The sequence below is a fragment of the Pseudonocardia sediminis genome, assembly GCF_004217185.1.
Taxonomy (GTDB): Bacteria; Actinomycetota; Actinomycetes; order Mycobacteriales; family Pseudonocardiaceae; genus Pseudonocardia; species Pseudonocardia sediminis.
The window spans coordinates 1,964,840-1,990,805 of the sequence record NZ_SHKL01000001.1; the positions used below are offsets into that span (position 1 = coordinate 1,964,840).

A 25,966-nucleotide genomic window follows, 5' to 3' on the forward strand; every position below is an offset into this window, starting at 1 on the left:
GCGGCGTCAGTCCGGTTGTGCGGCGGCGGCCGGGGGACCGGACGGGGTGTCGTCGCGCTCCGTCGTCGCGTCCTCACCGGAGCGGTCCCGGTCACCGCTCCCGTCGTCCCCGCTCTTGTCGTCCTGGTTCCCGCCGTTCTCCGCGTGCTCGGCCCGCCCGTCGTCGTCGATGTCGGTCATCGACGGATGCGCGCCGGTGCGCTGGTCGATCAGCTCGCCGAGGTAGCGCAGGACCACCGCGGCGGCGGCCGTCACCGGCACCGACAGGAACGCCCCGGCGATGCCGTAGAGCGTGCTGCCCGCGGTCACCGCCAGCAGGACCACGGCGGCGTGCAGGCCGAGGCTGCGCGACTGCAGGATCGGCTGCAGGACGTTGCCCTCGATCTGCTGCACCGCCAGCACGATCAGCAGGACGATCACCGCCGCGGTGAACCCGTTGCTGACCAGCGCGACCAGCACCGCCAGGGCGCCCGCGACGACCGCGCCGACGATCGGGATGAACCCGCCCAGGAACGTGATCACCGCCAGCGGCAGCGCGAGCGGCACCCCGACGATCAGCAGGCCGATCCCGATGAACAGGGCGTCGACGAACGCGACGACCGCCTGGGTCCGGATGAACTCGCTGATCGTCGTCCAGATGCGGCGCATCACCTCGCTGACGTGCCCGCCGGCCCCGGCGCCGGCGACCCGGCGCACCCAGGGCAGGAACTTCGGGCCGTCCTTGACGAACAGGAACGCGAGCACCAGCGTCAGCACGGTCGTGACCAGGCCGGAGGCGAACGAGCCGACGGTGGCCAGGACGTTGGTCGCGATCGCGGTGACGCTGGACTGGATCCGGTCGATCCCGGTCTGCACGACCGTGTCCAGCTGGGACTGGCCGAGGTTCAGCGGCGGCCCGGTCAGCCAGGCGCCGATCGCCTCGATGCCGGCCGACACGCTCGCCGCGATCTGGCCGACGCTGCCCGACACCGACGTGCCGACGATGGTGATCAGCCCGGCGACGACCCCGAGCCCGAGCAGCAGCACGAGCGCCGAGGCCAGCGCGGGTGGCACCTTGTGGCGACGCAGCCAGGCCGCGGGCGGCCACAGCACGGTCGCGACGAGCAGCGCCATGAGGACCGGGAACACGATCGACCACAGCTGCCCGATCAGCAGCCCGATCAGCGTCGCTCCGGCCGCGGTCAGCAGCAGCCGCACGCTCCAGCGCGACGTCCAGGACAGTCCCTGGCCGATCACCCGGCCGCGGCCGTGGACCGGCGCCTCGGTGCTCACATGCTCTCCTCTGGTCGGTCCGGAGCCGGAGCGTAGCCGTCGGGGACACCGCCCAGCAGGTCGAGTGTGGTCACACCCGGGGCACGCCGCGCGCCGGGCGCCCTCCTCAGAAGTGTCTAGGCACGTTCGACGAGAGCGCTCGTGCAGCCGTACCGGCCTGCGCCACGCTCGGGGCCGACCGGTGATGAGGAGACGTGATGGTCGAGCAGGTCGCGGTACGCCCGGGCACGACGGAGCAGGGGATGGAGGCGTTGCGCGGCGACCCCTACGTCCGGCTCCTGACCACCCATCTCGACGACCCGTCATTGTTCACCGGCTCGCCGGAGGACACTCGGGCACGCCAGCGCGAGCTCCTGGTGCCGTTCCTGGACTTCTTCCTGCGCCACGACACCGCGCGCGGGCACCACCGTGGACTGTTCGCCCGCAAGGGCCTGCTCGACGACGCCGGCGGCGTCCGGGCCGACGTCGGCCTGCCCGACCTGGCCGCCCTGCGCATCCACTCCGACGACCTGCGTTCCGACGGACAGCGGCGCCGTCTGGTCCCCGGGGCCGCCGCCGACGGCCCGGGCACCCGCGTCTACGGCTCCAGCGGCACCACGCGGAACACCGACGGCCCGGTGACGATCCTGCGCTCGGCCCTGACCTCGGAGCTGTCGGTGCGCACCATCGCCGGGAGCATCGAGTGGCTGCTCGGCGGACCGGGCCGCGCCGCGGGCGCGGACATGGTCATCCAGGCGGCGCCGGAGATGGTGCCGGTGATGGCGATGCCGGGCACCGTGCCGGCCGGGTTCGCCCTCGTTGGCGCCTCGGTGTTCTTCGGGGCACGGCTCGGCGACGGGCCGCCGGGGGCGAGCCCGTGGACGCGGATCGAGCCGGACGTGGAAGAGGTCCGCCGGTTCCTGCTGGCCCCGGGAGCACCGAAGATCTTCCTGGCGACGCCGTCCGGGCTGGCGACGCTGGCCTCGCAGCCGGAGCTGGTGCGGGCGATCTCGCCGACCGGTGAGGACTTCCTCGACCTCGGCGAGGGCGGGATGCTGCTGACCGGCGGCGGGCTCAAGGGCCTGCGCGGGTTCGCCTCCGTGCTCGACCTGCTGCGCACCGCCCGGACGGTGTTCCGTGCCCGACGCGACGGGGAGCTCGTCGCGCCGCCGGTGGGGGACATGCTCGGGCTGACCGAGTCGACGTCGGTGTTCCCGGGCCGTCCCGGGGACCCCGAGGACGCCGACACCTGGGTCAAGTGCCCGCACCCGCTGACCTACGTCGGCCCGCTGGAGAGCCCGTCGCGGCTGCGTGTCGTGCCCGACGACGAGTTCGGCCCCGAGCGCCTGCTGTTCTTCACCGACCTCGCCTGCGTGGACTACCTGGAGGCGGTCGTGTCCGGCGACCTCGTCGAACGGGTGCCGCGCCCGGACTGGCCGCAGCACGGCATCGTGCACCGTCGTCGCGCGGACGCCGCGGAGGGCTTCCAGGTCCGGGAGGGGTGCGGAGGATGACGCTGACCCTCGACGACCCCACCGTCGACCCCGCTCCGCTCGGCTTCGAGGACGCGCTGCTCGCCGGGGTCCGGGTCCTGACCACCGTCCCGACGGCGGAGAAGATCGCCGCCCTGGACCGCGGCGGCCGGGTGCTCGCCGCGCACGCCGGGGACCTCGTGGCCTCGCTGACCGGCCGCGGCTACCCGCCGTCGTCGGCGCGGGCCGAGGTCGGGGTGCTGCCCGAGCTGCTGTCCGCGCGGTACCTGCACGCCGTCGTCGCGAACCCGGCGTCGGTGCCGGGCGGGCCCGACGCCCTCGACGGCGGGTTCGTCGCGGTCGACGGCGGCGTGCGGGTGAGCCTGTCCCCGGCCGGGCCGGTGCTGCTGGTCGGCAGCGGCAACTCCTTCGTCCCGGCGCTCATGGCGACGACCACGGCCCTGCTCGCGGGCTGCCCGGTCGCGCTCCGGGGATCCCGGGTCAACCACGCGCTGCTGGAACGGGTGTTCGCGCTGCTCGACGGCGCCGGTGACCCCGTCCTGAGCACGCTCGTCGCCCAGGTGCACCCGTTCTTCCTCGACCACCGCGACCCCGTCGACGCCCGCCGGTTGCAGCACCTGGCGGCGACCGGGCCGTTCGCCGTCGGCAACTTCTGGGGCGGCGGCGACGCACTCGACGAGCTGTGCGCGGCGCTGGGTCGCAACCCCCGGCACCCGGTCGCGGTGCCGATGGAGCCGCTGAGCGGTGTCGCCCTGCTCAGCGGGGACGAGGTGGCCACCGACCGCGCCGGGTACGCCTCGGCGCTGGCCACCGCGATGACGACGCTCGGCCAGCAGATGTGCAGCTCGCCGACGGCGGCGGTGTTCGTCGGCGACACGGGAGCGGCCGGTGAGTTCGCCGCCGACGTCGCCGCGGCGCTGGAGCAGATCCCGCACACGGGTGAGGTCGCGGTGCCGCCCGGTGTCGCGATGCGCCTGGACCGTGTCCGCGACCGGTGCGCCGAGGAGGGCGCCACGGTGCTCGTCCCGGCCGACGAGGGCCCGGACTGGACGGTGATGGTGAGCGACGCGACGTCCGTCGTCGACGCGCTGCCCGCCGCCCTGGCGCCGCACATCCACGACCGGCGTCACTTCCTGGAGATCGTCGCCGTGCCCGACCTCGACGCGGCCGCGGACCGGATCGCCGCGCAGCCCTCCGGCCCGTGCCACACCGGGGTGGTGGCCGTGCAGACCCTGCTCACGTTCTGCTCCACCGCTGAGGCGGAACACGTGGCGACCGGCCTGCGACGCCGCGGGGCGCCGGCGTTCCGGATCGTCCCGCCCGCCCGCGTGATGCTCCGCCACGCACTGGAACCCCTCGACGGCCGCCACCTGCTGGCCGCGTTCACCCGGCAGACCGTCCTGGTCGAGACGGGGGCGGAGGTGACCACCGACGACGGCCGCAGCCCTGAGCCGTGGAGCTCAGGCTCTCGGCGGGCGGCTGAGCACGACCGAGGCGCGGGCGACGAGGACGTCGTCGGCGTGGACGCGGCAGCAGGCGAACGCCGTCCGGCGACCGGCGCGGTCGAGCGTCACGGTGATCTCGGCCCACTGCCCGACCGCGACCGGGGCGACGTGGTCCAGCGTCGTCGTGACCGTGCGCAGGCCGCTGGGCTCGCCGAGGATCCGGCGGGTGCCGTGCCCGGCCGCGGCGTCGAGGACGGCGGCCAGGAACCCGCCGTGCGCGTGCCCGTGGGTGTTCGCGTGGACCGGTCGTACGAGGACCCGGAACCGCGGTGCGTCCTCGCCGGGCGTCGCGACGGAGACGTAGACCGGGCCCAGGAACTCGACGAACGCCGAGGAGTGCAGCGGCTCGAAGCCGGCCGGGCACACCTCGGCGTCGTCGTCGTGTCGCGTGCTCACTCGGGGCCGGTGAAGAACTCCAGCCCGATGTTGTCGGGGTCGCGGAAGGAGACGCCGCTGCCGTAGTGGGCCTTCTTCACTCCGCCGTTGGCGATGCCGAGCTCGTCGAGCTTCTTCGCCCACTGCTCCAGCTCGGCGTGCGAGCCCACGGCGAAACCGACGTGGTCGAGACCGGTGCGGTGCTCGTCGGCGGCGTCGCCGGACTCCTTGCCGTGGTGGGTGTGCAGGCCGAAGAGCATCCCGCCGTCGAGGGCGTAGACGGTGTGGTGGAACTGGCCGCCCTCCTCGTCCTCGTCCAGGACCGGGTCGGCCCCGAACAGGCGGCTGTACCACTGGGTGCTGCGTTCGAGGTCGGTCACGGTGATCGCGATGTGCTGCAAGCCGGGGAAGGCCACGACAGGCTCCTTTGCCTTGGGTATGGCCACATGTCTATCAGTCCACACCGGCGCGAGGGTGATGATCGACCGGAGTGGCGGCGGGTCCTGCACGAACGGACCCGGGGGCCCGTCCGACCGGTCAGGGTGCGGGCCGCTCCGGGTAGCCCAGCGGGGTCCGGTCGCCCTCCCAGCCCCAGCGCCACACCCTCGTCCCGGCGGTGTCGTAGGCGTCGCGCGCGATCGGGTAGGTGACCCGCACCAGCGAGCCCCAGTCGGAGTAGGCGGGCCGGGTCTGAGAGCCCTCCAGACGGGTCGGGACGACGCTCTCGGTGCCGATCACCGACATCGGGCCGAAACTGCCGCCGATGCCGGTCACGAACGATGCCTCACCGGAGAAGCCGATGTCGGACGGGGCCTTCAGCAGCGTCCCCGGTGCCTGCGCGAGGCCGCCGGTGACGCGCGGGCTGTCGCGCACGCACGGCGCCGACCACAGCAGCGTCCAGTCCACGAACACCGGACCACCGGTGGCGAGCTGCGGCCGCACCGGCAGAACGTCGCGCAGCCGCGGCCCGGTCACGGCGATGAACCCGCCGGGGTCGGTGGCCCCGTCGGTGGCCCGCACCCGGACCAGGTCGGCGCCGGGCGGGATCGCCGACGGAGCCAGGTGCAGCGGCCGCCACTCGTCGCGGAAGAGCGGGGCGTCCTCGACGACGCGGTCGCTCGGGTACTCCGGCTGCGACTCCGGCGCGGTGGCGGTGTCGTCGAGGACCCGTTGGCCGACGGGGGTCTGCAGGCCGCCGCCGTCACGGGCGAACTCCAGCGCGAGCCGGTTGCCCTGCCCGGTCCGGCCGCTCACGTTCACGGCGAGCTCCTGGTCGGCGGGGACCTTCGGCAGGACGAACCACTGGCTGGTCAGCGTCCCGGTGGAGATCGCACCGTTCAGCGAGCTGCCCCACAGGAACCGCGACGCCCCGGAGCCCGGCAGCGAGGACGGGGTGCCGCGGTAACCGCCGCCGGAGGTGAACCCGGCCAGCTCGGGGGTGCCCGGCCCGGGTGCCAGGGTCCCGCCGGGGACGTCGATCGTGGTGACGACGTCGTCGATCAGCCCGCAGGTGTCGGCGCCGGCGAGGTGCTGCGCCATCTGCCCGCCGACCGAGTAGCTGCCGGCCTGGCGCCCGGGGGCGACGGCGAGGGAGTAGAGCAGGACGACGACGGTCGTGACCGTCACGACCACGGCCAGCAGGCCCGGCAGCCGTACGAGCATCCGGGCGATCCCCGCGCGGCCGCCGCCGTGGCCCCGGAAGCGCACCGCCCCGGCGAGCAGCACCACCGCGGCGAGCACGAGCCAGGGCAGCGGGGTGTTCAGCGGGCGCCAGGGACCCTCGTCGTTCACCACGCCGTAGCGCGAGTAGATGAACCAGGTGTTGCGCCCCGCGTAGGCCAGCGCCGCCGCCACGACCACCGCCACCGCTCCGGCCCCGGCGGCCAGGCGCACGGCGGGCTGCCCCGCCCGTTCCCGCGCCGCGACGACCAGCAGCACGACACCGGCCGTCAGCGCCGCGGCGCCGATCCCGGCCAGCGAGCCGAAGTAGTGCGTCCACTTCGACGGCGTCAGCCACAGCAGCGCCATCCCGGCGAGCAGGCCGAGCGCCGGGACCGGGACCCGGCCCATCCCGGGTAGCCGCTGCGCCCCGCGGGCCAGCAGCGGCACGACCGCGACCAGCAGCGCGAGCGTCAGCAGCACCGGGACCCGGCGGCCCAGCCCGCCCTGCTCGCTGTCGAACGCGAGCAGGTACTCGTAGCGCTTGATCTCGTTGTACCAGGCCACGTTGGGGCCGTAGAACGCGTGCATCTCGGTCGCCCGGGACACCGTGTACCAGCTCTGACCGGCGAACATCACGACCAGGCCGACACCGGCCAGGGCCGCCGTCGCGGCCGTCACCGCACCCGCGCGCACCAGCCCGGCGGCGCCGGCGGCACCGCCGCGGGCCAGGCGCCACAGCCGCGGCAGCGCCACCAGCACCGGGCCCGCCGCGGCCACCGCGGACGGGGCGGTGGCCAGCGCGATACCCAGGGCGAACGCGGTCAGGCCGAGCCAGGCCAGCCCGTGCCGGCCCGGCCGGTACGCGGCGCGGAGGACGAACGCGAGCACCGCCGTCACCGACACCGCGGTGAACGGCTCGGGCCGCACCCCCAGGTCGAACGGCATCCACCAGATCAACAGGGACCCGGCGAGCAGCAGCCGCACCGCCACCGACCGCCGGTGGCGGGGGAGCAGCGCCGGGAGCGCGACCCGGCTCAGCAGCAGCCAGACCAGCAGCCCGCACACCAGGCTGGGGACCCGCAGCACGAGCGGGTTCGCCCCGGCGTCGACGAGGGGCTGCAGCAGCCGCAGGACGAACGTGAACGGTGTCTCGGAGGCGTTCTCCCAGCGGTAGTAGTTGGTGAACGCGTCGGTGCCGGCCGCGTTGCGGACGATGCCCTCGCTGAACCCGTCGTCGGTGGTCAGCGGGCCGATCACGGTCCACACGGCGAGGACCGCCAGGACGGCGAGGTCGGCGCCGCGCCGGGCCCAGGCCCGCGGCGACACCGCGGCACCGGCGCGGGCGCGCCACACCCGCGCGGTCGAGTCCCGGGAACGGGGGCGGGTGCCGTGGCGGCGCCGGTCGGCGAGGGCGAGCAGCGCCAGCGACGCGGCCGCGAGCAGGAGCTGGACGACGAGCAGCGCGGTCTTGGCCCCGGTCGAGGTGACGTCGAACCAGTCCGCCGCCCGGGCCACGACCCGCACGCCGGTCGCGTCGCCGGCCGGGAGGTCGGTGGCGAAGGCCCGGACCGTGCGGACCCGGTCACCGGGCAGCGTCACCGGGTCGGCGCCGCCGGGGCGCAGCACGGTCCCCGCGCCGTCGGCGGTGAGCTCGATGCCGCAGGAGGCCCCGATCGGCACCGGCTCCCGGTAGACCTGGCGGCCGCCGACCAGCACGACCAGCGCGCCGTCGGCGGTGGAGACCGTGAAACCGGTGGTGTCCGCGCCGGGCATGTCCGAGCCGACCAGTGTCGTGGCCGTGTCGCGGGAGAGCCCGGCGCGTACCACCGGGCACGGCACGGTGACCTGCACCGACTCCGGGGCGTAGGGCACGAAGAACGCCGTCGTCGACGCCGGTGCCCGCCCCGCCTCCGGCCAGGTGACGGTCGTGTCGTGGTCCATCACCGGAGCGAACGGCATCAGCACCGCCGCCAGCAGGCCGAGCACCCCGGCCACCAGCATCGCCACGGTCAGCGGCGCCGGACGGGTCGAACGGGTCTCGGTACTCATCTCGTCGGAGTCAACGACATCCGGTGATCACCGGTGACGGCGGGTGGGCCGGTCGCTCACGCGGCCGTGACCGACACGGTGTGCCAGCCGGTCGCGCCGTCCGGGATCGAGACCTGCTCGACCGAGGTCTGCAGGTAGCCGGACCTGTCGAGCGCCCGGACCTGCAGCTGGTGACGCCCCGCGGGCAGGGTCAGCGTGGCCCGCCACATCCGCCAGGTGTCCACGCCGACCTCGGTGGCGAGCTCGGCGGCCTGCCAGCGGCCGCCGTCGGCCCGGACCTCGACGCGCGCGATGCCGGTGCGCTGTGCCCACGCGGTCCCGGCGACGACGACCTGCCCCGCCCGGACGCGGGCGTCGGGCTTCGGGACGTCGATCCGGGACTGGGTCTTGACCGGCGCCTCCTGGGCCCAGTCGCGCGCCTCCCAGTACGGGGTGCGGGCGGCCCAGGTGGTGACCTCCATGTCGGTGATCCACTTGCAGCCGGAGACGTAGCCGTAGAGGCCGGGCACGACCATCCGGACCGGGAACCCGTGCTCGACCGGCAGGGCCGCGCCGTTCATCCCGATCGCGAGCATGGCGTCGCGGCCGTCGGTCAGCGCCGCGACCGGGGTGCCGGTGGTGAAGCCGTCGACGCTGGTGGAGAACACCTGCTGGGCGCCGGGGCGGACGCCGGCCTCGGCGAGCAGCTCGGCCAGCGGCACACCGGTGAACACCGCCGTCGACATCAGGAACCCGCCGACGGGGTTGGACACGCAGGTCATCGTGATCGGGACCTCGACGAGACGGCGGGCGCGGAGCTGGTCGAACGTGAACGTCAGCTCCCGGTCGACCATCCCGTGGATGCGCAGCGACCACGACGCCGTCCGCACCTGCGGGAGCTGCAGGGCGGTGTCGATCCGGTAGAAGTCCTCGGACGCGGTGACGAACGAGGGGGTCCCGTTCGCGGCGAAGTCGGCGCCGGCCGGGATGAGCGGGGCCGGGGTCGGCGCGGCGGGCAGCGCGCCCACCGCCGCACGGGACGCCTCCGCGGCACTGCCGCCGCCGAGCACGCGCCCGACCACACCGGCCAGCACCGTGCCGGCCAGCACCCCGCCGGTCAGGGCGAACGCGCGACGCCGGGCGACGCCGGCCTCCGGAGCCCGGGACGGGTCGTCGTCGGCGGCCCGCGTCGTCGCAGCGGAGCTCGTCGACACGCGGTGCAGGACGAGGAACACGGCGAACCCGATCACCAGCGAGGCGAACGGGGGGACGAGGTCCAGTGCGCCGAACGTCGGCGCGAGGACCGCGCACAGGGTCGCGACCAGGCCCATCACCACGATCACGGTCAGCCCCGGTCCGGAACGGCGACGGCTGGCCAGACCCGCCACGACCGCCAGCGCGGCGATCACCACGGCCATACCGCCGAGCAACGCGACCTTGTCGTAGACACCGAACGTCGCGATCGCGAACTGCTTGAGCGCCTCCGGGGTGATCCGGATGAACTGGTTACCGACGGCCAGGAACGGCGACGTCGGCGGGTTGATCAACCCGGCCACGAGGTCGCCGACGGCCAGGGCGGAACCGACGCCGAGAACCCCCAGCAGCGCGGCCCACGGGCGCGACAACGACACGGGGCGGGTCTCGGTCGGAGGCGGTGGCGCCGTCGTCGTCATATCCGGTGTTCGGACGCCGCGACCGTGCGGGTTCGCCTTTCGCCGCACGGGTTTCCGGCGGACGGGTGACGTGTGTCGCCTCCGGTCAGGGCAGCACCATCGGCTCGTGCGCGCCCAGGCCCTTCTCCGCGGCGGCCGTCCGGACGGCGTCGATCACCAGGTGCAGGGCGGAGCGGCGCGCCGACCGGGTCCGGTAGGCGACCGAGACGGTGCGGGTCAGTGCGTCGCCGAGGGCGACGACGTCGATCCCGGGCGGGCGCAGCGCCAGCCCGAGGTCGGAGACGAGGGTGACGCCCAGCCCCGCCGCCACCATCGCCAGCGCCGTGGACTGCTCCTCGACCTCGTGGTTGATCCGCGGCTCGAACCCGCTGCTCTGACAGGCCAGCCGGGCGGCATGCCCGAAGTGCGAGCGCGACCCGGGCAGGATCCACGGGTGGTCGGCCAGCTCGGGCAGCGTGACGCTCGCCGCGGGGACGGCGCCGGCCGGGACCGCGGCGTAGAGGCGCTCGACGGCGATCACCGCCCGTTCCAGGCCGGGGTCCCAGGGCATCGGGTAGTTCGCGTAGTCGATGACGAAGGAGAGGTCCAGGGCTCCGTCGCGGACCGCCCCGGCGGTGTCCTCGGGGGCGAGCTCGCGGGTGCGGACCTCGATCCCGGGGTGGGTGGCCGCCAGCGCGGTCAGCGCCGTCGGCAGCAGGCCCGAGGCGACCGAGGCCCAGACCCCGGCCGTCAGCCGCACCGAGATCGACTCGCTGGCCTCCTCGAGGGCCAGCGTCGCGCGCTCCACCGAGCCGAGGATCTCCTCGGCGTGGTCGGCGAGCAGGACACCCAGATCGGTCAGCTGGACTCGGCGTCCCAGCCTTTCGAACAGCTTCGCGCCGACGTCGCGCTCGAGCTGGGCGAGCTGCTGGGACACCGCGGAGGCGGTGTAGTGCAGTGCCGTGGCCGCCGCGGTCACCGTGCCACGGCGATGTAGCTCACGCAGCATCCTCAGCCTCGGCAACGACAGCTCCATGAGCTGCAGCGTAGGCGCTGTGCAGGAACGGTGAACGTGACACTTAATGATCCGTAAATGGACGCCGTCACGGCCCGGCCCCAATCTGGGGACACCGGCGAGAGACCGCCGCTCGCGGACAGAGCAGTCCGGCCGTCCACCCAGGTACGGACCGCCATCCCCGGTGGTGCGTACCCGCCTGGCGTGACGGAGGTCTCGAGACCGGCCCGAATGCGCACGACGAGCACGAAGTGGAGGTGGGTTGACATGACCACGATGCAGAACCCGATGGAGCACACCGGTGCCGCGATCAGCAGCCTGGTGCCCCAGCACACCGGATTCGACACCGCGGCAACCCGCGCCGAGCCCTACATGCGGGTCCAGTGGACGGACCCGGTGACCGGTGCCGTCGGCTACCTCGTCGTCCACACGCTGCGCGCGGGCCTCGCCACCGGCGGCACCCGGATGCGTGCCGGCTGCACGATGACCGAGGTCGAGGACCTCGCCCGCGGCATGGCCAACAAGACCGCGACGTTCGACCTGCCGATCGGCGGCGCCAAGGGCGGCGTCGACTTCGACCCGAAGGACCCCCGCGCCGTCGAGGTGCTGGAGCGCTTCTGCGAGGCCATGCGCCCGTGGATCGACGCGCACTGGGTGACCGCGGAGGACCTCGGCGTCCCGCAGCACCTGATCGACGAGGTGTTCGCCCGCCTCGGACTGGGCCAGAGCTACCACGCCGCGATCAGCCGTGCGGCCGACCCGGCCGCCACCATGGAGCGGGTGCACGCCGGCCTCAACGCCGTCGTCCCCGGCGACATGCTGCTCGGTGACGTGATCGGTGGCTACGGCGTGGCGCACGCCTGTATCGCCGCGGCCGTCTCGTGGGGACAGGCGCCGGTCGACACCACCGTCGCCATCCAGGGCATCGGCACCATGGGCGGCGGCGCCGCCTGGTACCTGCACGAGGCCGGGATGAAGGTCGTCGCCGTCGCGGACGCGGCTGGCACCCTCTACCAGCCCGACGGTCTCGACATCCCGGCGCTGCTCGACCTGCGTGACGCCTACGGCGAGGTCGACCGCGCCCGCCTGCCCGAGGGCGTGCAGCAGCTCCCGCGCAACGCCGTCATGGCCGCCAACGTCGACATCCTCGTCCCGGCCGCGATCTCCTACGCGATCACCCCGGACAACACCTACGACGTCGCCGCGCGCGTCGTCGTCGAGGCCGCGAACGCCGCCACCACGCCGGAGGCGGAGGCCATGCTGGCCGCCCGCAACATCCCGGTGCTTCCGGACTTCGTCGCCAACGCCGGCGCCGTCGTGTGGGCCTGGTGGCTCCTGCTCGGCGAGGTCGACGACGACCCGGACACCTCGTTCGACCGCCTGCGCACCGTGATGCACACCAAGGTCTCGCAGCTGCTCGCCCGCTGGACCGACGAGGGCATCACCCCGCGCCAGACCGGCCACGAGTTCGCCGCCGCGCACGCCAACGACAACAAGGGCAAGGTCGTCATCCCCTGATCGCAGTCCTCGTACGGACGGCCCGGACCCGGTAGGGGTCCGGGCCGTCCGTCGTGTCAGGCGGGGCCGGGCGTCGTCGCCAGGTGCATCCACGTGCGGTGGATCCACGTCTCGTACTCCGCCGGCGTCCAGCGCAGGGTCCTCGTGATCAGCAGGTAGGTGTCCGCGGTCGCGAGCAGCGCGGTCGTCGCGCCGGCCCAGTCCGGATCGGCGCCGGGGTGCAGCAGCCCGTCACGGCCCAGCGCCGCCCAGAACGCCCGCACCTGCCGGACCGTCTCCTCCCGCCCGGCCTGCGCGGCCGCGGCGATCTCGGCCTCGACCGGCTCGGCCTGCCCCGCCACCGCCAGCAGCGGCCCGACCCGCTCCATCAGGGCCCGCCCGCCGGAGGCCTGCGCCGCGACGCGCTCGTGCAGCGTCGGGGCCGTCATCGCGGTGACCGACCAGTCCCGGTGCGCCACGTCGATCGGCAGCGTGTCCCCGACGAGCGCGACGTCGATCGCCCGGCGCAACAGGGCCGCCTTCGTCCCGAACCGGACGTAGACCGTCCGCGCGCCGACCCCGGCCGCCGCGGCGACGTCGGCCAGCGTCGTGCCCTGGTAGCCGCGCTCCAGGAAGAGCGCGGTCGCGGCGGAGACGACGCGCGCCTCGGTGCGGGCGGCTCGGCCGTTCGGCGTCTTGACCTCGTCGGACACGAGATGCAGTCTAACTGCACAATCGTAATTGCAGTACGACTGCACATCTGGAGGACGAGATGAGTGACGTCGACGTGCCGGTGCTGGCCGGGGTGCACCATCTGAAGCTGCCGGTGTCCGACCTGGACCGCTCCCGGGCCTGGTACGAGTCGCGCCTGGGCTACCGCGTCGCGGCGGAGTTCGTCGAGCAGGGTGTGCTGATGGGACTGGCTCTGTCGCATCCGGACGGCGGGCCGGACCTGGCTCTGCGCCTCGACCCGGATCGGGCCCGCGCGGCGGCCGGCTTCGACTACTTCTCGATCGGCGTCCCCGGGCAGGCCGAGATCGAGGCACTGGCGGCCCGGCTGACGGGGATGGGGGAGTCCCACGCCGGTGTGCACTGGGCCTCGATCGGCTGGATCCTGCCGATGCTGCACGACCCGGACGGGCACGAGGTGCGCTTCTACACCGTCGCGCACCACCGCGATCTCGACCCGGACGGCGTCACGGTGATCACCGACCCGCGGGAGACCTCGGAACGGCACGAGGCGGCGGCGGCCGAGCGGATGTAGCTCTCCACGGCGGCAGGCTCCGACGTGAGGGGCCCCTTCGGGACCCCGGGGTACGCGAGGGGACCCTTTGGGACCTCCGGGTGCGCGACGGGACTCCCGGTGCGCGAGGGGCTCCTTCGGGACTCCCGGTGCGCGAGGGGATCCCTCGGGACCCCCCGGGGGCGTGAGGGTTCCCCTCGGGACGTCCGGATCCACGGGCACGGTGTCGAGATCGGTGCACCTACGATCAGTGCATGGTCCGGCGCGCACGGTCGGGACAGGTCGGGGTCGTCGACCTGGCCCGGGAGCTCGGCGTGTCCACCGCGACGGTGTCCCGGGCACTCAACGACAGCCGTGCGGTGCGCCCCGAGCTGGCCGAGCGGATCCGCGCGCACGCCCACGAGCGGGGGTACGTGCCGAACCGGCTGGCCCGGGCGCTCTCGGCCAGCGTGAGCCGGGCGTTCGTCGGGTTCGTGGTGCCCTACGTGGACACCCCGGCCTACTCGGCGGTGGCCGCGGAGTGCGCGCGGCTGCTCTCCGCCGGCGGCACGCAGATGATCCTCACGATCACCGAGAACGACCCGGAGCGGGAGCTGCGCCAGCTGCGCGAGCTGACCGCGAGCCGGGTCGCCGGGCTGGTGATCTCGCCGAGCACGCACATGCTCCCGGAGAGCCGGGAGCTGCTCGCGTCGATCCCGGTGGTCGAGCTGCACCGGGCCAGCGGCATCACCGCACCGGGCGTGTTCAGCGACGACGAGCGGGTGCTCGACGAGGCGGTCGGGCACCTGGCCGGGCTGGGGCACCGCGCCATCGCCTACCTCGGCACGCCGGAGGCGCTCTCGAACGGTGCGGCCCGGCTGCAGGGGGTGCGGCATGCGATGGGCGCGGCTGGGCTGGACCCGGACGCCATGGCGGTGCACCTGGCCGAACCCACGCCGGGGAACGGGCGCCGCGGCGTCGACGCGCTTCTCGACGCCCGACCGGCCCCGACCGCGCTGCTGGTGGTGGGCGGTGCGCTCTCGATCGGTACCGCCCAGCGGGTCCGCGAGCGGGGCCTGCGGCTGCCGGACGACCTGTCGCTCGTCGTCTACGGCGACCCCGTCTGGTTCGCCCTCAGCGACCCGCCGCTGACCACGATCCGCGTGTCCTACTCCGAGCACGCCCGCCGGGCAGCGGAGATGCTCACCGACCTGCTGGGCGAGGACCCGGACGCGCGCCCCGCGCCCGGGCCGCACCTGGTCGTCCCGGAGCTGAGGGTCGCCGGTTCCACGGGCCCGCCCCGTCACGGCTGACGATTGACCCGTCCGTCGCGGGCGTGCTCTACTCGCGGCCTGTAAGCCTTTACATCGTCGTAGGGAGCCGTATGACCGACGGTCCGCTCACCGGCCTGCGGGTGATCGACGCCGCCTCGCTCGCGGCCGGCCCGCTGATCGCGACCTGGCTCGGCGAGCACGGCGCCGAGGTGATCAAGATCGAGCAGCCCGACGGCGGCGACCCGCTGCGGCAGTGGGGCGCCCAGCGCGACGGCGTCGGCCTGATGTGGAAGAGCCTGGGCCGGAACAAGAAGTCGGTCACGCTGAACCTGCGCGAGCAGGCCGGGCGCGACCTGCTGCGCGACCTCACCGACACCGCCGACGTCGTCGTGATGAACCTCCGCCCGTCGACGCTGACGAAGTGGGGGATCGACCACGCGACGCTGTCCGAGCGCAACCCCGGCCTGGTCATGGTGCACGTGACCGGCTACGGCGAGGGCGGGCCGAAGTCCGACCGGCCCGGGTTCGGCACGCTCGGCGAGGCGATGAGCGGGTTCGCCCACCTCACCGGCCACCCGGACGGGTCGCCGACGCTGCCGTCGTTCATGCTCGCCGACGGCGTCGCGGCGCTGACCGCCACCTACGCGGTGATGATGGCGCTCTACCACCGCGACGTCCGCGGCGGTCCCGGCCAGCTGATCGACATCAACCTGATCGAGCCCCTGGCCCGGCTGATCGAGCAGCCGGTGCTGACCTACGACCAGCTCGGCACCGTCCCGACCCGCACCGGGAACCGCTGGGACATCAGCGCCCCGCGCAACACCTACCGGACGTCCGACGGCAACTGGCTGGCCATGTCCGGCAGCGCGCCGTCGATCGCGATGCGGGCGCTGCGCGCCGTCGGGCACCCGGAGCTCACCGAGGACCCGCGCTTCGCCGAGGCCCAGCAGCGCCTGAAGAACGCGACCGCGATCGACGCCGTCATGGCCGAGTGGATCGAAGCCCACACCCTCGACGAGGCGATGGACGTCTTCGAGGAGGCGAACGTCGCCGCGGCGCCGGTCTACGACGCCGAGCAGCTCCTCGCCGACCCGCAGCTGATCGCCCGCGGCATCTACCCGACGGTCGCCGACCCGCAGCTCGGGCAGATGCGGGTGCAGGCGCCGGTGCCGCGGTTCTCGCACACCCCCGGCGGGATCGACCACCTCGGGCCGGAGCTGGGGGAGCACAACGAGGAGGTCTACGGCGGCCTGCTCGGGCTCGACGCCGAGCGCCGCGCCGCGCTGCACGAGCAGGGAGTGATCTGACATGGCCGTCCGAGCCCGCCGCTCCGAGCTGGCCACCCCGGCCAGCAACGACTGGATGTTCGACAGGTCCGCCGCCGCCGGCGCCGACATGGTGTTCCTCGACCTGGAGGACGCCTGCGCCCCCGCCGAGCGCGAGGCCGCGCGCGGGAAGGCCGCGAAGGCCCTGAACGAGCTGGACTGGGGCACGACGACCCGCGCGATCCGGATGAACGGCGTCGACACCCGCTGGGCGTACGGCGACGTGATCGAGGTCGTCACCGCCGCGCGGGAGAACCTCGACGTGATCGTCGTGCCGAAGGTGCGCCGGGCACGCGACGTCTGGTGGGTCGACGTGCTGCTCACCCAGCTCGAGGAGACGCTCGGCCTGGAGAAGCAGATCGCCCTCGAGGTGCTGATCGAGGAGGTCGAGGGACTGCAGTACGTCGACGAGATCGCGCACTCCAGCCCCCGTCTGGAGGCGATCATCTTCGGCGCCGGGGACTTCTCGGCCTCGCAGGGCGCACGCGTCGACACGAACTTCGACCCGGTCGTCGACTACCCCGGCGACCTGTGGCACTACGCCCGCTCCCGGATCATGGTCGCCGCCCGCGCGGCCGGGATCGAGGCGATCGACGCGCCGTTCCCCCACTACAAGGACCCCGAGGCCTACCGGGTCGCCTGTGACCGGGCCGGGGCGATGGGCTACGCCGGGAAGTGGGCGATCCACCCCAGCCAGGTCGAGATCGCGAACACCGCGTTCGCCCCCACCCCGGACGAGATCGCGCACGCGCAGCGGGTGGTCGCGGCCTACCGGGAGGCCGAGGCGTCCGGGCGCGGCGCGACCGGGCTGGACGGCATGTTGGTCGACGCCGCACACCTGCGGCACTCGGAGACCGTGGCGCGCAAGGCGGCGCTGCTGGGACTGGACGGAGGCGCCGCATGAGCGAGCGGCAGATGACCCTGGTCGGCTTCATGCAGGCCGGGAACGTGACCGTCTACTCGGGATCGTGGCGCTACCCGTCGGCGGACCTCGGGTTCCTGACGATGGACTACTACACCCACATCGCGAAGACGCTGGAGCAGGGCAAGTTCGACTGCGTGTTCTTCGACGACCGGCTCGCGATGCCGGGCGTCTACGGCGACTCGATCGACGACACCGTCCGCTACGGCGCCCGTCCAGTGAAGCTCGACCTGACCGCGGTGCTCGGCGGCATCATCGGCGCGACCAGCCGGATCGGGGTCGGCGCGACCTACTCCACCACCTACTACGACCCGTTCCACGTCGCGCGCACGTTCGCCACGCTCGACCACCTCTCCGGCGGGCGGGCGGCGTGGAACGTCGTGACCTCGGTGAACGACTCGGAGGCGCAGAACTTCGGCGTCGAGTCCCACCTCGGCCACGACGAGCGCTACGACCGCGCGCACGAGTTCCTGCAGGCCGTGGCGGCGCTGTGGGACTCCTGGGAGGACGGCGCGCTGATCATGGACAAGGAGTCCGGCGAGTTCGCCGACCCGTCCAAGGTGCACCGCGTCGACCACGACGGGAAGTGGTTCACGGTCCGCGGGCCGCTGACGGTCCCGCGCAGCCCGCAGGGACGCCCGGCGATCCTGCAGGCCGGCTCGTCCGGGCGCGGGCGCGACTTCGCCGCGCAGTGGGCGGACATGATCTTCACCGCGGACCCCGGGCTGGAGACGGCGCGCAGCCACTACCGGGAGCAGAAGGAGCAGATCGCGGCGTCCGGGCGCGACCCGGAGCAGGTCAAGATGCTGCCGATGGCCTACGTCGTGGTCGGTGAGACCGAGGCGATCGCCAAGGAGAAGGAACGCCTCTTCCTCGACGCCTACGTCCACCCGCTGGCCTCCCTGGCGCTGCTGTCCGAGGTGCTCAACTACGACTTCGCCCAGCACGACCTCCACGACCCGGTGACGACGGAGATGATGGAGTCCAGCTCCGGCATCCGCGGGCTGGCCCAGGGCGTGGCGAAGCACCTCGACCGCGAGGTGACCGTCCGCGACCTCGCCGCGCACCGCGCGACGCTGCTGCAGGGACCGCGGTTCGTCGGCACCGGTGAGCAGGTCGCGGACCAGATGCAGGAGTGGTTCGAGTCCGGCGGCTGCGACGGGTTCGTGCTCGCCGCGACGCACCTGCCCGGCGCGTTCGAGGAGGTCGTGCGGATGGTGGTGCCGGTCCTGCAGGAGCGCGGGCTGTTCCGCACCGAGTACGCCGGGCCGACCCTGCGCGACCAGCTGGGGGTGCCCCGGCCGTGACCCTGCAGATCGTCGCGCTCGTCGTCCTCGTCGCGGCGTTCGTGCTGGGCACGGTGCGGCCGGTGAACCTGGGCGCGATCGCGCTCGGGGCGACGTTCGTGATCGGGATCCTCGCGGCCGGGCTGTCCACCGAGGACGCGGTCGCCGGGTTCCCGGTCGAGCTGATGCTGATCCTGGTCGGGGTCACGTACCTGTTCAACGTGGCCCGGGCCAACGGCACCGTGGACTGGCTGATCGCCGGCGCGGTCCGCGCGGTCCGCGGCCGCACCCCGTTCCTGCCGTGGATCATGTTCGCGATGACGGCGCTGCTGTCCGCGATCGGTGCCGTGTTCTCGCCGCCGATCGTCGCGCCGATCGCGCTGGCGTTCGCGGCGAAGCACCGGATCCCGCAGCCGATGATGGGGATCATGGTCGTGCACGGTGCGGCGGCCGGGTCGCTGTCGCCGATCAGCGTCTACGGGGTCACCGTGGCCGGGGTCCTGAACCAGGCCGGTCTCCCGAACGACCCGTGGGGCCTGTTCGCGCTCGCATTCGTCGCCAGCCTGGTCCCGGCGATCGGGGTGTTCGCGGTCTACGGCGGGTTCCGCCTGCGCCGCACGGCGGTGCCCGTCGCGGCCGCCGGGGCGGGCCCTTCGGAGGACGCCGGGGACGCCGACCCGACGCCGTCGATGCCGCGCCTGACGCTCGACATCGCGCTGACCGCGACGGCGATCGCGGGCCTGCTCGTCGGCGCCGTGCTCGACCTCGACGTCGGGCTGCTCGCGATCACGTTCGCGGTGCTGCTCGGCCTCTACCGCCACCAGCACCACCCCGACGCCGTCCGGGACATCCCGTGGTCGGTGGTCCTGCTGGTCACCGGCACGATCACCTACGTCGGGGTGCTGCAGGAGATCGGCGCCATCGACCTGCTCGGCGACGGCGCGCTCGCCATCGGCGCGCCGGTCGCGACGGTGCTGCTCCTCGGCTACCTCGCCGGCGTCGTCTCGGCGTTCGCCAGCTCGGCCGGCACGATCGCGGCCCTGACGCCGCTGGCCGTGCCGCTGCTGCAGAACAGCACGCTGTCGGTACTGGCCGTCGTCGCGGTGATCGCGATCTCGGCGACGATCGTCGACGTCAGCCCGTTCTCCGGCAACGGTGCGGCGGTGATCGCCAACGCGACGCCGGACCAGCGCGACCGCGTCTACCGCACCCAGCTGCTCTACGGCGGGGGAGTGGTGGCGCTGGCCCCGTTGCTGCTGTGGCTCGCGATCGTCCTCCCGACGTCGGCCGGCTGAGGGCCGCGATACTGGGCGGGTGGACCTCGACCGGCTCGACGAGCGGATCATCGCGGCGCTGGTGGCCGACTCCCGGCGCACCTACGCCGACCTGGGGGACGAGGTGGGGCTCTCCGCCCCGGCGGTGAAGCGCCGGGTCGACCGGCTGCGGGCCGGTGGCGCGGTCGCGGGGTTCACGGTGCGCCTGGACCCGGCCGCGCTCGGCTGGGCGGTGGAGGGCTACGTCGAGCTGTTCTGCGCGACGAGCACGTCGCCGGAGACGATCCGTGCCGCCGTCGCACGGTTCCCGGAGGTCCTCGAGGCCAGCACGGTCTCCGGCGAGGCCGACGCCGTGCTGCGCCTGGTGGCGTCGGACATGCAGCACTTCGAGCGGGTCCTGGAGCAGATCGGGGCGGAGCCGTTCGTGGCCCGCACGCGGTCGGTGCTCGTGCTGTCCCCGCTGATCCGGCGGCCCGCGCAGCCCCTGCACTCCTGACGCAACGGATCGCCGATCTCCCGGCTCTGCACGCAACGGATCGCCGGGAGCAGGCAACGGGACGCGATTGTCCGACGTCACGGCCGCTCCTAGCGTTCGTGGTGACCCCGGCAACGGCGCCGACCCGTCCCGCCGCACCCGAGGAGCGACCCCGTGACCAGCGTCCTGACCTCCGCCACCACCCGGCCCGACGTGCCCCGCACGGCCACCCGCCGGCGATACCTGATGTGCCGCCCCGACCACTTCGCCGTCGAGTACGTGATCAACCCGTGGATGCACCCGGAGGTCCCGGTCGACCGCGACCTCGCGGTCCGCCAGTGGGAGACGCTGCGTGCGACGTACCTGGAGCTCGGCCACCGCGTCGAGCTGCTCGAGCCCGTCGCGGGCCTGCCGGACATGGTCTACACCGCGAACGGCGCCACCGTCGTCGACGGCACCGTCCTCGGCGCCCGCTTCCGGCACGCCGAGCGGGCGGGGGAGGCCGCGCCGCACCGCGACTGGTTCACCGCGGCCGGGTTCACCCGCGTCGTCGAGCCGCGGTTCGTCAACGAGGGGGAGGGCGACCTCCTCGTCGTCGGAGACCTCCTCCTGGCCGGGACCGGTTTCCGCACCGACCCGCGCGCCCACGACGAGGCCGCCTCCGTCCTGGGCCGGACGGTGCTGCCGCTGGAGCTCGTCGACCCGAGCTTCTACCACCTCGACACCGCGGTCGCGGTCCTCGACGCGACGACGATCGCCTGGCTGCCGGAGGCGTTCTCGGCCGCGTCGCAGCGGGTGCTGCGCGAGCGGTTCCCGGACGCGATCGTCGCGACCCCGGCCGACGCCGCGGTGCTCGGTCTCAACGCCGTGAGCGACGGGCGCCACGTCGTCCTGCCGGTGCAGGCCGTCGATCTCGTCGCACGGATCGCCGACCGGGGGTTCGTCCCGGTCGGGGTCGACGTGTCCGAGCTGCTCAAGGGCGGTGGTGGACCCAAGTGCGCCACCCTGGAGATCCGGTCATGACGCTGACGGCCCGTCCGGGCGCCGGTCCGGCCACGGGCTCCACGGGCGACCCGGTCGCGCCCAACTACCACCCGCTGCCGGTGACGGTCGCCGACGCCGAGGGCGCATGGGTGCGCGACATCGATGGCCGCCGGTACCTGGACCTGCTCGCCGGCTACTCGGCGCTGAACTTCGGGCACCGCCACCCCGCCCTGGTCGCCGCCGCACACGCCCAGCTGGACCGGGTGACGCTCACCAGCCGGGCCTTCGGCAACGACCAGCTCGGCCCGTTCTGCGCGGAGCTCACGGCGTTGCTCGGCCGCGACGCCGTGTCGTCGACGACCGGGCGCCCGACGGGCACGGAGCGCCCGCTGACGACGGTGCTGCCGATGAACACCGGCGCCGAGGCCGTCGAGACCGGGATCAAGCTGGCCCGCCGGTGGGGCTACGAGGTCCGCGGTGTGCCGCCGGGCCGGGCCCGGATCGTCGTCGCCGCGGGGAGCTTCCACGGCCGCACCACCACGATCGTCGGGTTCTCCACCGACCCGGACGCCCGCGACGGCTTCGGCCCCTTCACCCCCGGCTTCGACGTCGTGCCCTACGGCGACGCCGCCGCGCTGCGGGAGGCGATCGGGCCGGACACCGTCGCGGTGCTGCTCGAACCGGTCCAGGGCGAGGCCGGGGTCGTCGTGCCGCCGGCCGGGTACCTGCCCGCCGTGCGCGCGGCCTGTGACGAGGCCGGGATCCTGTTCGTCGCCGACGAGGTCCAGTCCGGGCTCGGCCGCACCGGGGCGCTGCTCGCGACCCGCGCCGCCGGGACCGAGGCCGACGTGTACCTGCTGGGCAAGGCACTCGGCGGCGGGATCGTGCCGCTCTCGGCCGTCGTCGCCGACGCCGCCGTGCTCGGTGTGCTGGGACCCGGACGGCACGGCAGCACGTTCGGCGGGAACCCGCTGGCCTGCGCCGTCGGGCGCGCGGTCGTCGCGCTCCTCGCCGACGGCGGGTACACCGACCGTGCCCGGACGCTGGGGGAGGTCCTGCACCGGGGGCTGGCCACGATGGTCGACCGCGGCGCCGTCGCCGTCCGCGGGACGGGGCTGTGGGCGGGGATCGACGTCGTTCCCGGCGCACGCCCGGACGCCGGGCGGGAGGTGTGCGAGCAGATGCTGCGCCGCGGGTTCCTGGTCAAGGACACCCACGGTGTGACGGTCCGGCTCTCGCCCCCGCTCGTGATCACCTCCGACGAGCTGCTCGCAGCGCTCGACGCACTGGGGGAGGTGCTGGCGGCGAGGACCTAGTCCCGCCACTGCGCGTTGTAGCGGCGGCGGGCCTCCTCGTCGTCGGGGGCGCGGCGGGCCTCGCGGGTCGCGGCGGCGCTGCCGACGGGGTAGCCGGCCTTGCCGACACGGGTCTCGGCGGACTCGTTCATGTAGGCCACGGAGTAGAAGTAGCCGATCAGCGCACCGGCCAGGGCTCCCATCAGCCGGACCCAGGGCGGGCCGGGGACGACCAGGTAGAGGAGCACCAGCAGCGGTATCAGCTGCACGGTGGCGCGGGCGAGGTGGCGCAGCCACCAGGACGGCGCCGTGACGTCGTGCAGGACCCACTCGCGGTTCCGCGCCGGCAGCCCGGCTCCGAACGCGTAGGCGATCCAGTGGAACGGGTCGGGACGGCGCATGCGTCCAGTGTCCCCGGTACCGGGTCAGATGTGTGGCCAGGTCTCGACGAGGGCCCGGTCGCCGGAGACGAACAGCTCCAGCGGGTCGCGCCGGTGCCAGAGGCCGAGCAGCAGGTCGGAGGCGGTACCGCGCAGTGTCGTGACCGGTCCGGGCCGCGGCAGGTCGCGGCGGAGGGTGTGACCGAGGTCGGTGACGGCCAGCTCCAGGGTGGCGTCGGACTCCGGGGCCGCGCCGCCCGCGAACGCGGTCGCGACGAACACGTCGAGGTACTCGTGGACGCCGTCGAGCGCGACGTCGGCCGGTACCGGGTCCGGGTCGTCGGTCACCAGGCGTGCCGCGTCGACGCGGTGGACCGCGATGTCCTGGGCCGCGCGGCGCGGCCAGAACTCGGCGTCGTCCGGCGCGACCGACCAGTTCGGCACCACCGCACGGTTGTCCCGCAGCAGCGCACCCAGGGAGTCGAGACGGGTGTCGTAGTCCCGCACGGCGGTCGCGGGGTCGACGACCGGGGTCGGGCCGGTCATCGCGACCCGGCCGGCGTGCAGGTCGTCGACCCACATCGCGAACCCGCAGAGGTGCGCGAGCAGGTCGGCGCCCGTCCAGTCCGGACAGGTCGGGACGGTGCGGTCGGGGTGCTCCCGGCACCGCCGGCCGATCTCGGCGCCGTCGGTGGCGATGCTGTGCAGGTAGCGCTCACGGATGAGCGGGTCAGCCGCAGTCATGACACCCAGGGTGTCATCATCGAAGCATGGTGACAACTGAGGTGTCACAATCTCGGGTATGCCCGAACCCGCGCTCGACCCCGACGAGCTCGCCGAACGTCTGGCCGGGATCTACCTCGTGGTGGGGCCGCTCTACCGGCGGGTGCTGCGCCTCGTCGAGCGCGACGGCGCGGAGGACGGGGTGCCGGCGGGACTGCGCGCGGTGCTGGACCTGCTGCGCCGCAACGGGCCGATGACGGTCCCGCAGATGGGCCGGGCCCAGTCGCTGAGCCGTCAGTTCGTGCAGCGCACCGTCAACGACGCCCTCGGCTCGGGTCTGGTCGAGCTCGTCGACAACCCGGCGCACCGCCGTTCCCGGCTGGTCGCGCTGACCGGGGAGGGGCAGCACCGCATCGACGCCGTCGTGGGACGGGAGCACGCGCAGCTGCGGGAGGTCGGCGGGGACATCGGCGCCGCCGACGTCGACGCCTGCATGAAGGTCCTCACCCGGATGCTCGCCGCGCTGGACGACGCCGACATCGAGTAGGGGGTCAGGCGCCCGGGTGCCGGACGTGGATCGCGACCCGGTCCGACCACGGCGTCGGGCTGTCGTGCGGCGCGACGACGACGCCGTCGCCCTCGCCGTCGGCCTCCTCGGTGGGGCGGGGGACCGGCTCACCGCGCCGGTGGGCGGCCACGAGATCGCGGATCCGCTGCCCCGCATGGTGGTAGAACTCCAGCTGCACCGCCCGGCCGAAGATCGTGAAACCGAACCGGTAGAACGGGTTCGGCACCGGGGACCGGCGGGAGAACGCCCGGATCCGGAACACGACGTCGCCGGTGGCGAGGTCCTTGTCCACCTCGTAGGTCAGGCGGCCCTGTTCCAGGTGCCCCTCGAGGGTCTCGTAGGTCCAACCCCAGACCCGGTGCCCGTCCTGCTCGGTGTCGACGATGTCGGTGACGCGGACGCCCAGGTAGAACCGCATCATCGCGAACCGGCCCTGCAGGAGCATGTCCCGGCCCATCAGCTCGTCCGACGGGCGGAAGATCCCGCGCAGACGTCCGTGGTCGGTGAACTGGTAGTCGCGCACGATCCGGCACGCGGTCTCCCAGACGCCGTCGGGCTCCGGTGGGCCCGGTGCCTCGGTACCGACGGCGGCGACACCGAGGTCGACGTGCCAGTCGCCGTGGTCGTCGTCGGTGGGGGAGTCGGCGTGGTCGAAGTTGATCGAGCGGTGCTTGAGGGCGTCGAGCTCGGAGTGGTCGATGTCGACCATGCCGAACTCGGGCAGCACGGGTGTCAGGACCGGCCCTTCCGGATCCTGCGGAGCGGGCCCTGCTGCTCGGTCTCGTGCTGCAGCGCGTCGCCGATCAACCAGATCATCGACGGCCAGAGGCCGACGAAGATCGCCCGGCGCTCGGCGTTGCCCCGCTCGTCCTGGTCGACGGTCTTGGCGCGCAACCACAGACCGATGGACAACCCGACCGAACCCAGGGAGATCCACTGCAACGCGGGCCCGTTGAGCCCGCCCCTGCGCAGAACGCTACCGACCGTCATACCGTCCGGGTTCCCCGCGCGCGGTGTTCGTACACCCGTGCTGGGATTCCACGATGGTCCGACGTCGTTCTCCCGTCACCGGCACCGCCGGGTCCCGCCGGGTCGGCGCGTTGCTGCGCTGGCCGGTCGGCATCGTCCTGGTGTCCTGGCGCTACTTCTGGCGCACCACCCCGATCCACCGCTCCGAGACCGGCGGCGACCGCGACGACCTGCCGCCCGGCCTCCCGGCCGGCGTCACCGACGACCGCATCCAGCAGGTGCAGGACGGCTACGGCCCGCTGCTGCACCGCACCTACGGCGTGCGGATCACCGGCTCGCCGATGTCGCCCGAGCAGCTCATGGCGCGCCTGGCCGCGAACCCGGACGGCTGGTCGCCGGAGTTCGCGGTGTTCCGCCGCACCGCCGGCACGGACGGCGCGATGGACGTCGGCGACGAGTTCCTGATCCGGATGCCCGGCCCCTGGGACGGACCCGTCCGGGTGATCGCCTCCGACCCGACGGGCTTCACCTTCGCCACCCTGCGCGGGCACCTGGAGGCCGGGCGGATCGAGTTCCGCACCGGCCGCGACGAGAGCGGGCTGCGGTTCGACATCGAGTCCTGGGCGCGGCCCGGGGACCGGATGTCACACATCCTCTACAACCGGGTCCGGGTCGCGAAGGAGGTGCAGCTCAACATGTGGACACACGCGTGCATCCGCGCCGCGAAGCTCGCCGACGGCCGTCCCGACGGTGGCGTCACCGTCCGCACCCGCAGGCTCGACGACGTGTGA

General features: G+C 73.8%; 24 protein-coding genes. 13 read left to right on the forward strand and 11 right to left on the reverse strand.

The annotated features are described in order from the left end of the window. Positions 1 to 6: 6 nt before the first annotated feature. Entirely contained in the window at positions 7 to 1,272 is a 1,266-nt protein-coding gene (locus tag EV383_RS09285) for an AI-2E family transporter (RefSeq protein ID WP_242622981.1), read from the reverse strand. A gap of 197 nt (positions 1,273 to 1,469) precedes the next feature. Between EV383_RS09285 and EV383_RS09290 the strand changes: the two genes are divergently transcribed. Further along, positions 1,470 to 2,765: a hypothetical protein gene (locus EV383_RS09290; protein ID WP_165438172.1), complete on the forward strand. Its 1,296-nt coding sequence runs from the start codon at positions 1,470 to 1,472 to the stop codon at positions 2,763 to 2,765. Positions 2,766 to 4,204: 1,439 nt separating this feature from the next. Here EV383_RS09290 and EV383_RS33055 read toward each other — a convergent pair. The 5 genes from EV383_RS33055 to EV383_RS09315 form a co-directional block, all read right to left on the reverse strand. Then, on the reverse strand, positions 4,205 to 4,645 hold the full coding sequence (locus EV383_RS33055; RefSeq protein ID WP_165438572.1) for a PaaI family thioesterase: 441 nt from the start codon (positions 4,643 to 4,645) through the stop codon (positions 4,205 to 4,207). Next, positions 4,642 to 5,040 (reverse strand): VOC family protein, encoded by a 399-nt coding sequence (locus tag EV383_RS09300; RefSeq protein WP_130289549.1) that lies wholly within the window; start codon positions 5,038 to 5,040, stop codon positions 4,642 to 4,644. Before EV383_RS09300 ends, EV383_RS33055 begins: the two co-directional genes overlap by 4 nt. A gap of 121 nt (positions 5,041 to 5,161) precedes the next feature. Continuing rightward, positions 5,162 to 8,335, reverse strand: a complete 3,174-nt coding sequence (locus EV383_RS09305) for an arabinosyltransferase domain-containing protein (protein WP_242622982.1) — start codon at positions 8,333 to 8,335, stop codon at positions 5,162 to 5,164. 56 nt (positions 8,336 to 8,391) lie between these two features. Beyond that, positions 8,392 to 9,987 carry a molybdopterin-dependent oxidoreductase gene (locus EV383_RS09310; RefSeq protein ID WP_130289550.1) on the reverse strand — a complete coding sequence of 532 codons (1,596 nt, stop codon included), beginning with the start codon at positions 9,985 to 9,987 and terminating at the stop codon, positions 8,392 to 8,394. Between the two features lie 85 nt (positions 9,988 to 10,072). Next, entirely contained in the window at positions 10,073 to 11,002 is a 930-nt protein-coding gene (locus tag EV383_RS09315; RefSeq protein WP_130289551.1) for a LysR family transcriptional regulator, read from the reverse strand. 351 nt (positions 11,003 to 11,353) lie between these two features. Here EV383_RS09315 and EV383_RS09320 point away from each other — a divergent pair, with 351 nt between their 5' ends. Next, positions 11,354 to 12,499: a Glu/Leu/Phe/Val dehydrogenase dimerization domain-containing protein gene (locus EV383_RS09320; protein ID WP_242623435.1), complete on the forward strand. Its 1,146-nt coding sequence runs from the start codon at positions 11,354 to 11,356 to the stop codon at positions 12,497 to 12,499. Positions 12,500 to 12,555: 56 nt separating this feature from the next. Here the strand turns inward: EV383_RS09320 and EV383_RS09325 are convergent, their stop codons facing one another. Beyond that, entirely contained in the window at positions 12,556 to 13,191 is a 636-nt protein-coding gene (locus EV383_RS09325) for a TetR/AcrR family transcriptional regulator (protein ID WP_165438288.1), read from the reverse strand. A 59-nt stretch (positions 13,192 to 13,250) separates the two neighbouring features. Here EV383_RS09325 and EV383_RS09330 point away from each other — a divergent pair, with 59 nt between their 5' ends. The 9 genes from EV383_RS09330 (at position 13,251) to rocD (ending at position 22,556) form a co-directional block, all read left to right on the forward strand. After that, on the forward strand, positions 13,251 to 13,742 hold the full coding sequence (locus EV383_RS09330) for a VOC family protein (RefSeq protein ID WP_130289553.1): 492 nt from the start codon (positions 13,251 to 13,253) through the stop codon (positions 13,740 to 13,742). Positions 13,743 to 13,975: 233 nt separating this feature from the next. Beyond that, the gene (locus EV383_RS09335) at positions 13,976 to 15,013 is read left to right on the forward strand and encodes a LacI family DNA-binding transcriptional regulator (RefSeq protein ID WP_130289554.1); all 1,038 of its coding nucleotides are present in this window, start codon (positions 13,976 to 13,978) and stop codon (positions 15,011 to 15,013) included. Positions 15,014 to 15,084: 71 nt separating this feature from the next. Continuing rightward, on the forward strand, positions 15,085 to 16,281 hold the full coding sequence (locus EV383_RS09340) for a CaiB/BaiF CoA transferase family protein (RefSeq protein ID WP_130289555.1): 1,197 nt from the start codon (positions 15,085 to 15,087) through the stop codon (positions 16,279 to 16,281). 1 nt (position 16,282) lies between these two features. Next, positions 16,283 to 17,203, forward strand: coding sequence for an HpcH/HpaI aldolase/citrate lyase family protein (locus EV383_RS09345; protein ID WP_130289556.1), 921 nt, complete (start codon positions 16,283 to 16,285; stop codon positions 17,201 to 17,203). Next, positions 17,200 to 18,528: an LLM class flavin-dependent oxidoreductase gene (locus EV383_RS09350; protein ID WP_130289557.1), complete on the forward strand. Its 1,329-nt coding sequence runs from the start codon at positions 17,200 to 17,202 to the stop codon at positions 18,526 to 18,528. The genes EV383_RS09345 and EV383_RS09350 overlap by 4 nt, the downstream gene beginning before the upstream one ends. Then, complete coding sequence (locus EV383_RS09355) at positions 18,525 to 19,802, forward strand: SLC13 family permease (RefSeq protein ID WP_130289558.1); 1,278 nt, start codon at positions 18,525 to 18,527, stop codon at positions 19,800 to 19,802. The genes EV383_RS09350 and EV383_RS09355 overlap by 4 nt, the downstream gene beginning before the upstream one ends. A 19-nt stretch (positions 19,803 to 19,821) precedes the next feature. Then, a complete protein-coding gene (locus tag EV383_RS09360) occupies positions 19,822 to 20,277 on the forward strand; it encodes an Lrp/AsnC family transcriptional regulator (RefSeq protein ID WP_130289559.1) in 456 nt (151 codons plus the stop codon). 153 nt (positions 20,278 to 20,430) lie between these two features. Next, positions 20,431 to 21,279, forward strand: a complete 849-nt coding sequence (gene ddaH, locus EV383_RS09365; RefSeq protein ID WP_341273715.1) for a dimethylargininase — start codon at positions 20,431 to 20,433, stop codon at positions 21,277 to 21,279. Further along, a complete protein-coding gene (gene rocD, locus EV383_RS09370) occupies positions 21,276 to 22,556 on the forward strand; it encodes an ornithine--oxo-acid transaminase (RefSeq protein WP_130289560.1) in 1,281 nt (426 codons plus the stop codon). The genes ddaH and rocD overlap by 4 nt, the downstream gene beginning before the upstream one ends. On the opposite strand, the gene EV383_RS09375 is transcribed toward rocD, so the two are convergent. Beyond that, positions 22,553 to 22,936, reverse strand: coding sequence for a DUF5313 family protein (locus tag EV383_RS09375; protein WP_130289561.1), 384 nt, complete (start codon positions 22,934 to 22,936; stop codon positions 22,553 to 22,555). The two genes, rocD and EV383_RS09375, sit on opposite strands and share 4 nt — an antisense overlap. 24 nt (positions 22,937 to 22,960) lie before the next feature. After that, positions 22,961 to 23,659 (reverse strand): maleylpyruvate isomerase N-terminal domain-containing protein, encoded by a 699-nt coding sequence (locus EV383_RS09380; protein WP_130289562.1) that lies wholly within the window; start codon positions 23,657 to 23,659, stop codon positions 22,961 to 22,963. Between the two features lie 58 nt (positions 23,660 to 23,717). On the opposite strand from EV383_RS09380, the gene EV383_RS09385 reads away from it, so the two are divergent. Then, positions 23,718 to 24,185 carry a MarR family winged helix-turn-helix transcriptional regulator gene (locus tag EV383_RS09385; protein ID WP_130289563.1) on the forward strand — a complete coding sequence of 156 codons (468 nt, stop codon included), beginning with the start codon at positions 23,718 to 23,720 and terminating at the stop codon, positions 24,183 to 24,185. 4 nt (positions 24,186 to 24,189) lie between these two features. Here EV383_RS09385 and EV383_RS09390 read toward each other — a convergent pair whose 3' ends face one another. Then, on the reverse strand, positions 24,190 to 24,933 hold the full coding sequence (locus tag EV383_RS09390; protein ID WP_242622983.1) for a DUF1990 family protein: 744 nt from the start codon (positions 24,931 to 24,933) through the stop codon (positions 24,190 to 24,192). A 5-nt stretch (positions 24,934 to 24,938) separates the two neighbouring features. Then, positions 24,939 to 25,196, reverse strand: coding sequence for a hypothetical protein (locus EV383_RS09395; protein WP_130289564.1), 258 nt, complete (start codon positions 25,194 to 25,196; stop codon positions 24,939 to 24,941). A 53-nt stretch (positions 25,197 to 25,249) separates the two neighbouring features. Here EV383_RS09395 and EV383_RS09400 point away from each other — a divergent pair, with 53 nt between their 5' ends. Beyond that, positions 25,250 to 25,966, forward strand: coding sequence for a DUF1990 family protein (locus EV383_RS09400; protein ID WP_130289565.1), 717 nt, complete (start codon positions 25,250 to 25,252; stop codon positions 25,964 to 25,966).